At 64.9% G+C, this 12,620-nt stretch carries 12 protein-coding genes; 11 read left to right on the top strand and 1 reads right to left on the bottom strand.

Features of this window, described 5'->3' with window-relative positions; translation table 11 throughout:
- Positions 1-257: 257 nt before the first annotated feature.
- From pheA to NUV99_10205, 11 genes are all read left to right on the top strand, one after another.
- A complete protein-coding gene (gene pheA / locus NUV99_10255) occupies positions 258-1,133 on the top strand; it encodes a prephenate dehydratase (protein ID MCR4420479.1) in 876 nt (291 codons plus the stop codon).
- A 128-nt stretch (positions 1,134-1,261) separates the two neighbouring features.
- The gene (locus tag NUV99_10250; protein ID MCR4420478.1) at positions 1,262-2,245 is read left to right on the top strand and encodes an acyl-CoA dehydratase activase-related protein; all 984 of its coding nucleotides are present in this window, start codon (positions 1,262-1,264) and stop codon (positions 2,243-2,245) included.
- Positions 2,242-3,363, top strand: coding sequence for a CoA protein activase (locus NUV99_10245; GenBank protein MCR4420477.1), 1,122 nt, complete (start codon positions 2,242-2,244; stop codon positions 3,361-3,363). The genes NUV99_10250 and NUV99_10245 overlap by 4 nt, the downstream gene beginning before the upstream one ends.
- Positions 3,364-3,559: 196 nt before the next feature.
- The gene (locus NUV99_10240) at positions 3,560-4,912 is read left to right on the top strand and encodes a TrpB-like pyridoxal phosphate-dependent enzyme (protein MCR4420476.1); all 1,353 of its coding nucleotides are present in this window, start codon (positions 3,560-3,562) and stop codon (positions 4,910-4,912) included.
- 26 nt (positions 4,913-4,938) lie between these two features.
- Positions 4,939-6,261: a diaminopimelate decarboxylase gene (gene lysA, locus NUV99_10235; GenBank protein MCR4420475.1), complete on the top strand. Its 1,323-nt coding sequence runs from the start codon at positions 4,939-4,941 to the stop codon at positions 6,259-6,261.
- 10 nt (positions 6,262-6,271) lie between these two features.
- The gene (locus NUV99_10230; protein MCR4420474.1) at positions 6,272-6,895 is read left to right on the top strand and encodes a site-2 protease family protein; all 624 of its coding nucleotides are present in this window, start codon (positions 6,272-6,274) and stop codon (positions 6,893-6,895) included.
- A gap of 23 nt (positions 6,896-6,918) precedes the next feature.
- Positions 6,919-7,914, top strand: a complete 996-nt coding sequence (gene trpS / locus NUV99_10225; protein MCR4420473.1) for a tryptophan--tRNA ligase — start codon at positions 6,919-6,921, stop codon at positions 7,912-7,914.
- Between the two features lie 31 nt (positions 7,915-7,945).
- The gene (locus NUV99_10220; protein MCR4420472.1) at positions 7,946-8,692 is read left to right on the top strand and encodes a segregation/condensation protein A; all 747 of its coding nucleotides are present in this window, start codon (positions 7,946-7,948) and stop codon (positions 8,690-8,692) included.
- Positions 8,693-8,697: 5 nt separating this feature from the next.
- A complete protein-coding gene (scpB, locus tag NUV99_10215) occupies positions 8,698-9,210 on the top strand; it encodes an SMC-Scp complex subunit ScpB (protein ID MCR4420471.1) in 513 nt (170 codons plus the stop codon).
- A gap of 42 nt (positions 9,211-9,252) precedes the next feature.
- Positions 9,253-9,843 (top strand): DUF2953 domain-containing protein, encoded by a 591-nt coding sequence (locus NUV99_10210; protein ID MCR4420470.1) that lies wholly within the window; start codon positions 9,253-9,255, stop codon positions 9,841-9,843.
- A 21-nt stretch (positions 9,844-9,864) separates the two neighbouring features.
- The gene (locus NUV99_10205; protein MCR4420469.1) at positions 9,865-10,710 is read left to right on the top strand and encodes a fumarate hydratase; all 846 of its coding nucleotides are present in this window, start codon (positions 9,865-9,867) and stop codon (positions 10,708-10,710) included.
- On the opposite strand, the gene NUV99_10200 is transcribed toward NUV99_10205, so the two are convergent.
- The gene (locus NUV99_10200) at positions 10,707-12,620 is read right to left on the bottom strand and encodes an FAD-dependent oxidoreductase (GenBank protein MCR4420468.1); all 1,914 of its coding nucleotides are present in this window, start codon (positions 12,618-12,620) and stop codon (positions 10,707-10,709) included. The genes NUV99_10205 and NUV99_10200 overlap by 4 nt on opposite strands.

The following is a 12,620-nucleotide window of genomic DNA, read 5'->3' as shown; positions in this document are numbered from 1 at the left end:
GCCAATGTACTCAGGCGAGCACCCGGTACCGCCAGTCAACTCAAGTTAACTCGAAGTGGGGATACGCAGTTGCTCGGCCCATTGCGGCAGCGTCCCGCGTATGCTACCATAGAGACAAAGGCATACGGCGGCAGGACGGTAGTACGGTAGGGGTAGTTGCCGGGGTGGCCTCTGCGGGGGCCATTTGTTTTATCATTATCCCGGCAATGCCGGTTACGATCGGTCCTGCGGACCGGTAGCTTCGGGAGGTATCGGCGGTGGCAAGTTCCATCCTCGGGTATCTCGGTCCGGCGGGAAGCTTCTGCGAGCAGGCGGCCCGTTGCTGGGCGGCCAGACAGCACGGAGAGGTTGAGTTGGTAGCCTGTGAAGGTATGGAAGAAGTAGTGACCGGAGTAGAACGGGGCCGGTTCTTCCAAGGGGTGATCCCTCTGGAAAATTCCCTGGAAGGCAGCGTGCCGGCAACTTTGGAGTTATTCGTTTCCGGGACGCCTCAGATCCAGGGCGAGGTGATCATTCCCGTAAGCCATCATCTGGTGGGCAGGGCACAGCGCCTGGAAGAAGTCGAGGTAATCTACTCCCACCCGCATGCCTTGGCCCAGTGCCGGAGGTTCCTTAACCTTTACTGGCCGAAGGGGCGGGTGGAGCTCACCAGCAGTACTGCCCAGGCTGCCTTGAGAGCCGCCCGGGAGGGGGCACGGGCGGCGGCCATTGCCTCGGAGCTGGCGGCCGGGATTTACGGGCTCAACGTGATCCGGAGGCATCTCGAGGACTCGCCTGACAACGTGACCCGGTTTGTGGTCCTGGGACGGGGAGTGGTCCCGCCCACGGGCAGCGACAAGACTTCCTTGCTCGTGGTGCCGGCGGCCAACCGACCCGGGGCCTTGTACGAACTCCTGGCGCCGTTTGCGCTGGCGGGGATCGATCTCACCCGGATCGAGTCCCGGCCCGGGAAGAGGCGGCTGGGTGATTACATATTCTTCCTGGATTGTCGGGGACATCACCGGCTGCCTCCTCTGGCCGGGGTATTGGGCGAGTTGGAAGCCCGGGCGCGCAGTGTGAAGGTGCTGGGCAGCTACCCGGTGTGGAAGGAAGGGCGGGAGGAGCAGGAAGGAGGCTGTCCCTCGCCGGGTTGAAAAACTGCGCGGCCGCGGAGATGGAAATATGCGGGCGGTGGGGTTATAATAAGGCCTGGACCGTCGGAGTCTAAGGTTGTGGAGAGAGTATACGGCTGCGGTGAGGGAACCCGAGAAGCTCGGCAATGATGAGAATCGGTATTCCGCGCGCCCTTTTTTATTATTACTACTTCCCCCTGTGGCATGCCTTCTTCACCGCCTTGGGGGCCAAGGTAGAAGTGTCCCCGCCCACGAACAAGGCCATCCTGGACCAGGGAGTCCGGGGGGCGGTGGACGAGGCCTGTCTGCCCATCAAGGTGTATTATGGCCACGTCCTGGCCCTGCGGAATAAGGCCGACCTGCTATTCGTCCCCCGGTTGGTCAGTGTGGAACCCAAAGCCTACATTTGCCCGAAGTTCATGGGGTTGCCGGACATGCTGCGGGCCGGCCTGCGGGATCTGCCCCGGTTTATCGATACCAACGTCAACCTCCGCCAGGGTACGGAGAAGGTGCTGGAAGTGGCCCTGGAGATGGGGAGGCTGCTTACGCGCAACAAGCGGCAAATTCTGGCTGCCTGGGAGAAGGCGCAGGCGGTCTACCAGCACTACGTTGCCCTGCTGGAGTCCGGCTTGCGTCCCGGGCCGGCCATCGAGCGCCTGACCGGGGTACCGGAGGGTCGGCGCCGTCGAGGAGAAGGAGAGGGCCCCGGGCGCTGGAAAGTAGGTCTGGTGGGGCACGGCTACAACCTTTACGACGAATACATCAGCATGGATCTGATCGGCCGGTTGGGCCGTCTCGGAGTCGAGGTGGTTACGCCGGATCAAATACCCGGCGCGGTTATTGAGACCGAGGCCGCCCGGCTGCCCAAGCGGCTCTTCTGGACTCTGGGCAAGCGTCTGGTGGGCAGCACCCTGCATTTCCTGCAGCGACCCGACATCGACGGCATAATTCACGTTTCCTCCTTCGGCTGCGGCCCCGACAGCCTGGTGGGAGACCTGGTGGAAAGGTTCAGCCAGCGCACCAGGAAGCTCCCCTTCCTTTACCTTACCCTGGACGAGCAAACCGGCGAGGCGGGTCTGCAGACCCGGGTGGAGGCCTTTACCGACATGCTCGCGTGGAGGGCGGCGCAATGAAGGCTACCTTTCCCCACATGGGCAATCTCTACATAACCGCCAGGGCGCTTCTGGGGGGATTGGGGCTGGAGGTGGTGGTCCCGCCTCCCTGCACCAAGCGTACTTTGAGCCTGGGCACCCAGCATTCCCCGGAGTTTGCCTGTCTACCGCTCAAGCTAAACCTGGGCAACTACATTGAGGCGGCAGAGCGGGGAGCCGAAGTGATCGTCATGGCCGGCGGGGTGGGGCCCTGCCGTTTCGGGTACTACGCCCAGGTGCAGAGGGAGATCCTAAAGGACCTGGGCTACGATATGGAAATGGTGGTCTTGGAACCGCCCGATGCCCACTTCTCCGAGTTGGTGGACAAGATCAAGTACCTCTGCCAAACGGACTGGCGGCGGGCCATTCAGGGCGTGCGCATGGCCTGGTGGAAGACGCGGGCGGTGGACGAGGTGGAGAAACGGGTGGAGTGGCTGAGGCCGCGGGAAAAGGTGCTGGGTACGGCCGACCGCATCTACAACCGGGCCCGGGCGGCCATAGACGCCGCCGCCACGCGCCGGGAGGTGGAGCTGGCGAGGCAGCAGGCCCTGGCAGAACTGGACGCGGTGGAAAGGGACCCGGTACGGGAGGCAAAGGTGGTGCGCATCGCCCTGGTGGGCGAGATCTACACCCTGCTCGAGCCCTTCATGAACCTGGACATCGAGCGCAAGCTGGGGCGTATGGGGGCAGAGGTGGTGCGCGACCTCTACTTGAGCGAGTGGATAAACGATCACCTTTTCGGGGGCTTCATGCGTTTGGACAGCCCGGCCAAGAAGGCCAAGAAGCTGGCCCAACCCTACCTGGGGTACTTTGTGGGCGGGCACGGCCGGGAGTCGGTGGGAAGTGTGGTCTACTTTGCCCGCAAAGGGTTCGACGGACTCATTCAGCTTGCGCCCTTCACCTGCATGCCGGAAATCGTGGCCGAGTCCATCCTGCCCCGGGCGAGTCAGGACTGCGATCTGCCGGTCATGACCATGTTCTTTGACGAGCAGACCGGGGAGGCGGGCTTTGTAACCCGCCTGGAGGCCTTCGTGGATATGATCAGGCGGCGCAAAGAGGCGGACCGCCGAAGCCGCGCCGGCGCCATGGACGGCGCCTAAGCGGTGTACGCGCCGGAGCGCGAAGCTCGAACCCCGGTTTGATCAGGCTACACGGTTAGCAGGAGGCCAAACCATAACGGCTCGCGCCAGGGCAAGTTTTTGGGATACGCCACGGTGACGGTCGGTAGACAAGTTTGGTGGTCTTGATTAAAATTAGGTCAGTATTTTAGCCTTAGGAGAGGAGAGTTGAGACCAGATGAGCGAAGCCTACAAGATCCTGCTTCGGGAAGAGGAGATGCCGGCTCAATGGTACAACATCCAGGCGGATATGCCTAACCTTCCGCCTCCGCCGCTCAATCCGGGCACCAGAGAACCCATCGGGCCCCAAGACCTGGGAGTGATCTTTCCTCCGGCCCTGATCGAGCAAGAAGTCACCCGCGAGCGCTGGATTGATATTCCGGGACCGGTGCTGGACATCTACAGACTGTGGCGTCCCACTCCGCTTTATCGCGCCCGGCGCCTGGAAAGAGCTCTAGACACCCCGGCCCGGATTTTCTATAAATACGAAGGCACCAGCCCGGCGGGCAGTCACAAGCCCAACACTGCCGTGGCCCAGGCTTACTACAACCGGGCGGCGGGTATCAGACGCCTGACCACCGAAACCGGCGCCGGCCAGTGGGGCAGCGCCCTCAGCCTGGCCTGCAACTTCTTCGGAATGGAGTGCACGGTGTACATGGTCCGGGTTAGCTACGAGCAGAAGCCTTACCGCCGCTCGTTTATGGAGGTTTACGGCGCCGAGGTTATTCCCAGCCCCAGCCCCCGCACCCGGGCCGGCCGGGAGGTTCTGGCCCGGGACCCGGAGTGCCTGGGCAGCCTGGGTATTGCCATCAGCGAGGCCGTGGAGGATGCGGCCTCCCGGGACGACACCAACTATTCCCTGGGCAGCGTGCTCAATCACGTCTGCCTGCACCAGACCGTAATCGGCCTGGAAGCCAAGGCGCAGATGGCCAAGGCAGACCTTTACCCGGACGTGGTGATCGGCTGTTGCGGCGGAGGCAGCAATTTCTCCGGGCTGGCCTTCCCCTTCCTTCAGGATAAGATCACCAAGGGGACCAGGGTCAAAGCGGTGGCGGTAGAGCCCACGGCCTGTCCCACCCTGACCCGGGGCAAGCTGGCCTACGACTTCGGCGACACCGCCGGTCTTACGCCGTTGCTCCACATGTACACCCTGGGGCACGCCTTCGTCCCGCCGGGGATCCACGCCGGCGGTTTGCGCTACCACGGCGACTCTCCCCTTTTGTGTCAGCTTTACCACGACGGCTTCATCGAGGCCCGGGCCGTAGGGCAGAAGGAAGTCTTTGCTGCCGCGGTGCTGTTTGCCCGCCACGAAGGAATCCTGCCTGCTCCGGAGAGTGCCCACGCCATCAGGGCGGCCATTGACGAGGCCCTGGCCTGCCGGGAGAGCGGGGAGCAGAAGGTAATCCTTTTCGGCCTCAGCGGTCACGGGCATTTCGACCTGGCCGCCTACGACGCCTATCTGGGGGGCAAGTTGGAGGACGTAGTCTACTCGGAAGAGGAGCTTCAGGCCAGCCTGGCCGCCCTGCCGTAGAGGCGGCGGGGAAAGGTGGTGGATCGGTGCGGCTGCAAGGAACCATGGCCGTTAGTCCCGCCGGGCACCTGGTGATCGGCGGCTGCGATACGGTGGAACTGGCGCGGGAATTCGGCACTCCCCTGCTGGTGATCGACGAGGCCTGTCTGCGCGACCGTTGTCGCGCCTTCCGGCAGGCCTTCGGCCCGGACAACGTGCTCTACGCGGGCAAGGCCTTCCTCATGCAGGCCATCTGCCGCATAGTGGCCGAAGAAGGTCTGGGCCTGGACGTGGTTTCCGGAGGAGAACTGTTCACCGCGCTGAGCGCCGGTTTTCCTCCCGAGAAGCTTTACTTTCACGGCAACAACAAGGCGCAAGAAGAGCTGGAACAGGCTCTGGCCGCCGGAGTAGGCCGCATAGTGGTGGATAATTTCCGGGAACTGGAGCTGCTATCCGCCCTGGCGGTCAGGAACGGCGATCACCCGGTCAGGGTGCTCCTGCGCCTCACGCCGGGCATAGAGGCCCACACCCACGAATACATTCGCACCGGTCAGATCGACTCTAAGTTCGGCTTCGCCCTGGGCAACGGCCAGGCGGACGAGGCGGTAGCCAGGGTGGCGTCCAGTTCCCGGCTGCACATGGTAGGCCTGCACTGCCACATAGGTTCCCAGGTGTTCAGCCTCGAGCCCTACGCCGAGGCGGCAGCAGTGATGATGGACTTTGCCGCCCGCGTTCACCGCCAAAACGGTCTGGCCGTTCAGGAGCTGGACCTGGGCGGGGGCTTCGGCATTTACTACGCCGAGGGCGACCAACCGCGGGCGCCGGAGGAATACGCCCGGGCCATAAAGCAGGTAGTGGCCCAAAAGGCCGCCGCCCACGGGCTCCCCGAACCCCGCATCCTGGTGGAGCCCGGAAGGGCCATAATCGGGCCGGCGGGAACCACGCTGTATACCGTGGGCTCCATAAAGGAGATTCCCGGAATGAGAAAGTATGTGGCCGTGGATGGGGGAATGGCGGACAACGTCCGTCCGGCACTCTACCAGGCCCGCTACGAGGCCCTGCTGGCCAACAAGGCCGACCGGGCGGCCGAGGAGAAGGTCAGCATAACCGGCAAGTGCTGCGAATCCGGTGACATGCTCATATGGGATATCTGGCTGCCCCGGGCAGCCCCCGGCGACGTCCTGGCGGTGAGCTGCACCGGGGCCTACTGCTATCCCATGGCCAGCAATTACAACCGGCTGCCTCGGCCGGCGGTGGTGCTGGTGAGGGACGGTGAGGCCGAATTGATCGGACGCCGGGAGACCTACGCCGACCTGTTGCGCCTGGAGGTCCTGCCTTCGCGCCTGCGGCCTCCGTCGGCCGGGATGTAGGAGGTGCGGAGTGTCCTTCTTGAGTTCGTTCGGCCGGGAGATAGCGGCCGCCCTGCCGGCCCTCCTTCTGGCCTTAACCTTTCACGAGTACGCCCACGCCAGAACCGCGGTATGGTGGGGTGATCCCACGCCGGCCCGCCAGGGACGGCTCACCCTTAACCCCCTGGCCCACCTCGATCCGCTGGGCACGCTGCTGCTTATCGTCGCCCGCTTCGGGTGGGCCAAACCGGTAGAGATAAACCCCTTCTATTTTCGACGTCACCGGCGTCTGGCCATGATAAGCGTCAGCCTGGCCGGTCCGCTGGCCAATCTGCTCCTGGGTTTTCTGGCCGCCCTGGTGCTGGTGGGCTTCAGACCGGGAGGGTATTTGGCCAGTTTCTGCAGTTGGTTCCTGCTTTACAACCTGGTCCTGGCCGCCTTCAACCTGCTGCCCGTACCCCCGCTGGACGGTTCGAAGGTGGTGGGAGAGTTGCTCCCCGCCTCCGCCCGGGCTGCCTTCTGGCGCCTCGAGAGTTACGGGCCCTGGTTGTTGCTTGTTCTGGTCTTTACCGGCCTGGTGGGGCGGGTACTCGGGCCTCTGGTACAGGGCCTTACCTCCGCCGTGCTCGGGGCGGCCGGCGCCGTGTTCTTGTAGATCCTTAGTTGGGGAGAGAGGGCATGGCCGAGCTACGAGGAAGAATTCTCAGCGGTATGCGACCCACCGGGAGACTGCACATCGGCCACCTGCAGGTGCTGAAAAACTGGGTGGCGTTGCAGGAAGAGCACCAGTGCTTCTACATGGTAGCCGACTGGCACGCGCTGACCACGGTTTTCGACGATCCGCGGGAGCTGCGGGAGAGCACGCGGGAAATGATGCTGGACTGGCTGGCCGTGGGGCTGGATCCGGAGAAGAGCGTGCTGTTCGTGCAGTCGCACGTCAAGGAGCACGCCGAGCTTCACCTGCTTTTCTCCATGATTGTTCCCCAGTCCTGGCTGGAGAGGGTGCCTACCTACAAGGAGCAGGTGCAGCAGTTTCGGGAAGCGGGGAAGGACATTACGACCTACGGCTTCCTGGGTTATCCCCTGCTCCAGGCGGCCGACATCTTGATCTACAAGGCGGACGCCGTTCCGGTAGGGGAGGACCAGTTGCCCCATCTGGAGTTGTGCCGGGAGGTGGCCAGGCGGTTTAACCATCTGTACGGCCGCAAGGTTTTTCCCGAGCCCCAGGCAAAGCTGGCGGAAATAGCCCTTCTCCCCGGGGTGGACGGACGCAAGATGAGCAAGAGCTACGGCAACGAGATTCCCCTGACCGCCTCGGCCGAGGAGATCCGCAACAAGGTGCGGATGATGATCACCGATCCGGCCCGCATTCACCCTACCGATCCGGGGCATCCGGAGGTCTGCATCGTAGACGTGTACCAGCGCCTGTACAACCCGGAGGAAGTAGAGGAGCAGGAAGAGCGGTGCCGGAGAGGACAGGTAGGGTGCGTCCCCTGCAAGAACCGGCTGGCCGAGGCAATCGACCGGGCCCTGGCTCCCGTGCGGGAGCGGCGGCGGGAACTGGCGACGAGGCCCGGGCTGATAGAGGAGATTTCCGCCCGAGGCGCGGCCCGGGCCCGAGAGGTGGCGGCCCGCACGCTCGCCGAGGTCCGGGAGGCCATGGGACTGGGCTGAGGGTTGCCGGGAGCGACCCCGGGGATCGGATATGTCCTGGAAAGTGAGACTGGCGGGCTTCGAGGGATCCCTGGAGGACCTGCTGCGACTGGTGTCCGAGCGGCGCCTGCCGGCCGCCGAGGTGGCGGTGGCGGAGGTGACGGGGCAGGGGCTCGGCTACCTGCGCAGTCTGGCCCGGGAAGACCTGGAACTGTGGAGCCAGTTCCTGGTGACCCTGGCCACCCTGGTGGCCTTAAAAGCCCGTCTGCTGCTGCCCGCTCCTCCTCCGGAAAGGTCTGCGGAGGCGAGCGCGGAGCCGGATCCGTCGGTCCCGGCCCGGGTGCTGGCCGAGCGGCTGGCGACCTTTCGGCGTTTTCAGAAGGCGGCGGAGATGCTGGCCGTCCGGGAGGAGCGCCGCCTGGCCTGCGTGGGTCGCGGACCGGATGTCGAGGCCTACCGCCAGGCCATGGCGGACCGGGACCCCCTGGAGGGGATCGACCTTTGGGAACTGGCACGCGTTTGGGGGCGGGTCACGGGATACCTTCGGGAGGCAGCGGCATCCGTGAGCCCGCCCAGAAAGGAGATCGACCTCCCGGTGCTCTTCCGCCGCCTGCGCCGGGAGTTGAGACGGCGGAGCCCGGTTACCCTGCAGGAGCTGTTCGTCGAGGTGCGGGAATTGGTGTTCGGCCTGTTGGCCCTCCTCATCCTTAACCAGCGGGGCGAGGTGCACCTGGAGCAGCCGCAGCTGTGGGGGCCTATCTACGTGTATCCCCGGCCGGGCAGGCGGGCAAGAGGGTGACTGCCATGAAGGAGAAGGTGGCGGCCTTGGAAAGTCTTCTCTTTGCTTCCGGAGAGGCGCTAACCGTGGCCGAACTGAGCCAGTTGCTGGAGGCGGACGAGGCCGAGGTCCGGGAACTGGCGCGGGAACTGGCCGCCCACTACGATCGCGAAGGGCACGCCCTAACCCTTCTGGAGGTGGCCGAGGGATACCGCCTGGCGACCCGGCCTGAGTACCGGGAGATGCTGGAGAAGCTGTTCCTTCCCCGGAGCCAGAGGCTGAGCCGGGCGGCGCTGGAAACACTGGCCATTGTTGCCTACCTTCAGCCGGTCACCAAGGCCCAGATCGAAGAAATCCGAGGGGTGCGGGTGGAGGGGGTTCTGGCCACCCTGGTAGAGAAGGGACTGGTTCAGGAGGTGGGGCGGAAAGAGGCGCCCGGTCGTCCGGTACTCTACGGCACCACGCGCAGGTTTCTCGACCATTTCGGACTTCGCGACCTTGGCGAACTCCCGCCCTTACCGGAAGAGAGTACGGTATGATTGCCGCCCGGGGGAAAGACTATCCCCGGGCAGGTGAAGTAGTTGCCGGCCGTCTTACTGGGAAGTGCCGTTTTTCTCGGCGTCTTACTGTGGTTGCCGCTTCGCTTTCGGGTGAAGATCCACAAGGATATGGAAGGGCCGGTGCGGGTGCTTCTGTTCGTACCCGCGAGGCGTCGGCCGTTTACCTGGGTGCTTCCGGCGCCTTCGTGGGAGAGGATGCTCGCGCTGGTAGGCGGAAGTCGGGGAAAGCCCGGAAGACCAGCCCGGGTGCAGGTGAGGAGGGGGCTTCGGCTGTGGCGGCACCTGAACCGCCTGGCCGGTGGGCTGTATGCGGCCGTGGTCGTGCGGCACTGGGAACTCCACCTGCGTCTGGGGGCCGGCGATGCCGCCGCCACCGCCTGGCTGGTGGGAGGGGCCTGGGCCTGGCAGGCTCGAGCACAGAGCCTCCTGGCCCGGCGCATGCCTCCCGGAGTCCGGCCTCGGGTTTACATAGAGCCTTCCTTCCTGGGATCGGGCTGGGCGGTGGATCTGGACTGTGTGGTCGGGTTGCGGGTATACCTGCTGGGCCCGGCATTGCTCGGCCTGCTCGCGGCCCTCAGCGAGTGGTGGCGCGCGTCGTTCAGGAGACTCTAGACGGAAAGGGCGTTCGAGACGGTGCCCAGGGTGATCTCCTGCCAAGAAATCGCGGCCAAAGTAGCGGAGCTGGCGCAGCAGGCCAACTACTGCCTGGCCGAGGAGGTGAGGGCGGCTCTGGAAGGAGCCCTGCGCTCGGAGGTTTCGCCTCTGGGTCGGGAGGTGCTGGAACAGGTCTTGACCAACGCGCAGATTGCCGCCCGGGGAGAGGTGCCGCTCTGCCAGGATACCGGCGTGGCGGTGGTCTTCCTGGAAATCGGCCAGGAGGTGGAGATCCGGGGCGGTTACCTCTACGATGCCGTGAACGAAGGCATACGCCGGGGCTACGAGGCCGGGTACCTCCGCCGCTCGGTAGTGGAACACCCGTTGCGCCGGCGCAATACCGGAGACAACACGCCGGCGGTGATCCACGTGCAGATCGTTCCCGGCGACCGGCTGCGGATTGCGGTGGCGCCCAAGGGTGCGGGAAGCGAGAACATGAGCGCCCTGGCCATGCTCAGCCCTGCCGAGGGTCGGGAAGGGGTAAAACGCTTCGTGGTGGAAACGGTGGAAAGGGCCGGCCCCAACCCCTGCCCGCCGCTGGTGGTGGGCGTGGGCCTGGGCGGAACCTTTGAAAAGGCGGCCCTGCTGGCCAAGACCGCCCTGCTGCGGCCGCTGGGAGCGGCCAGCCCCGACCCGGAGGCCGCCGCCTTGGAAAGAGAACTCCTGGAAGAAATAAACGCCCTGGGCATCGGTCCGCAGGGCTTCGGAGGCCGGGTCACCGCCCTGGCCGTTCACGTGGAGGTTTTCCCCTGTCACATTGCCAGCCTGCCGGTGGCGGTTAACCTCAATTGCCACGCCGCCCGGCACCGGAGCGCGGTGCTCTAGCCATCTGCTCCGGCCGGGACCGTGCTCTCTCCATTTAGGGGTTCCCTTCGGAAGTGCCTGAGGGCATGGTCGATCCAAAGGTAGAGGTCGGCCCGGGTCAGAGAAGAATCCGGCCGGTCGATGAGTTCTCTGGGGACCAGGCGTTTGTCCAGCGCCAAAGGCCAGGCGCGCTCGGCAGCGGCCGCACTGCCGGTGATCCACAGCACCATCCGGGCGGCTTCTCGTGCGGTAAGCGGCTGCTCGGGTACGGAAAGAGGGTAGCGCACCTGTTGGAGCGCGGGCAGACGGCCCAGGTTGCGGGCGCGTTCCAGGGCCGAAGTGAACAGGTTGGCGAATTCCAGGTGGGTAACCGGCCGGTCAAAGTCGAAGTTGTTTCGGTAGCCCGCGCTTACCAGCCCCAGACGCATGACCTCCCGGGCCGCGGGATAGGCAGGGTGGCGGGTAAAGGCGGGCTTCAGGGAAAACGCCTTGAGATAGGCGCCTTGGGAGACGAGCGTTTGCTGAATGGCGCGTATGTGTGGACCCTCGGGTTCTCGGGCTATTTCCCGGAAGCCGATACCGTGCCTGAGACTGTAGGCCGCGGCCACGCCAGCGGCCTGACCGGTGGCCATGCCCACCGGGATCACCCGGGCGCTGCCCGCGGCCAGAGAGGAGAAGGAAGCGGCGCGGCCGACCACCAGGAGGTTTTCCACCTTTAACGGTACGAGGCAGCGGAAGGGTATGCTGTACTGAACCGGGTCTCCTACCACCAAACCGTATTCGGCGGGGGAACCGGCCTGGATGTCGACGGGGTAGGTCCCGATGGCCACGCGGTCGGGAAAGTCTCGGTTCTCGATCACGTCGGCAATATCGAGGACGTATTCTCCCAGGATGTGCCGGCTCTCGCGGATGTACAGCATCTCCGGGTACCCGGCGATCCGGGCGTTTTCAAAGCCGGGAAAGTGACGCCGCAGGAAGGCAAGTACGTGCACGGTCTCCGCGCGTGCCCTTGCATAGGCCTGCTCGACCGCGGGGCGAGACAGGGGATCCAGGCCGTAGATCAGGAGACCGTTGATTACCACCGTTCCGTCGCTTTGGCGGCTGATGTTTAGACCCCGGAGACGCATCTCCGGGTGCACCGGTCGATAGGCGCCAAACAGTCTTCCAAACCCGTAGGCGTGGTCCCCGATAAAGCGGGCGCGGCCGAAAGTCCCTTCTCGCGCCGCCTGCCGCAGGCGGTTCCAGTCCACCCCGGCGAAGTGCATCATCAAGGTGGCCGCCATGGTGCCCTGGCCTCCGTAGTCGTTCCGTCCAAAGGTGTGAGGGGCACCGGCTGCGGCCGCCACGTCTGCGTCCGGTGTGGCGTCTATGACCCGGGAGGCGGCGACGGCCAGGGTCTGATCGTGGTAGCGGAAACGCAGCCCGGCAACCCGATTTCCCTCCGTCAGGGGGACTACGTCCCGGACCGGCCGTACCACGGTCAGGAGCTTCTCGCGCGCCACCATACGCTCGAAAACCTGGACGGCCCGCCGGATGTCAAAAGGCGAGCCGCGCACGCCCCGGTAAAATTCCAAGAAGATGCCTCGGGTGGTCAGGCGTCCCCACCGACCCCGGTCCAGGTCGATCAGGTTGAGCATGCCGACGGTCATGAGACCGCCGAGCGTTTCCCTTTCCGAGAGGAGCAGGGTGCGCGCCCCGTTGCGGGCCGCAGAGACCGCGGCGGCGATGCCCTCGGGCTCGCCGGAAACCACAATCACTTCGTAGGCGGAGGCCAGCTGCTCCGGCGGGGGTGAGGCCGCGGGTGAGACGGGAACGGGATGGGGCGGATGGGAGAGGAGCCAGGTGTGCCAGTAAAAAATCAGTACTCCGGCAGTCAGGACGACTGCCCCCAGAATTCCGAGCCCTATTCGCAGCCGGCTTCGTGTGCGCAT

Source organism: Clostridia bacterium (assembly GCA_024653205.1).
Classification (GTDB): Bacteria; Bacillota; DSM-521; order Neomoorellales; family SLTJ01; genus JANLFO01.
The sequence above is the reverse complement of the archived record's forward strand: the minus strand, read 5'-3'. Positions and strand labels throughout refer to the sequence as shown.

Excerpts from the sequence above, each read along its gene's own strand:
- NUV99_10240 (MCR4420476.1), top strand. The coding sequence starts at position 3,560 with ATGAGCGAAGCCTACAAGATCCTGCTTCGGGAAGAGGAGATGCCGGCT.
- NUV99_10200 (MCR4420468.1), bottom strand. The coding sequence starts at position 12,620 with ATGCGCACACGAAGCCGGCTGCGAATAGGGCTCGGAATTCTGGGGGCA.
- NUV99_10220 (MCR4420472.1), top strand. The coding sequence starts at position 7,946 with ATGTCCTGGAAAGTGAGACTGGCGGGCTTCGAGGGATCCCTGGAGGAC.
- scpB (MCR4420471.1), top strand. The coding sequence starts at position 8,698 with ATGAAGGAGAAGGTGGCGGCCTTGGAAAGTCTTCTCTTTGCTTCCGGA.
- NUV99_10250 (MCR4420478.1), top strand. The coding sequence starts at position 1,262 with ATGAGAATCGGTATTCCGCGCGCCCTTTTTTATTATTACTACTTCCCC.
- trpS (MCR4420473.1), top strand. The coding sequence starts at position 6,919 with ATGGCCGAGCTACGAGGAAGAATTCTCAGCGGTATGCGACCCACCGGG.
- NUV99_10245 (MCR4420477.1), top strand. The coding sequence starts at position 2,242 with ATGAAGGCTACCTTTCCCCACATGGGCAATCTCTACATAACCGCCAGG.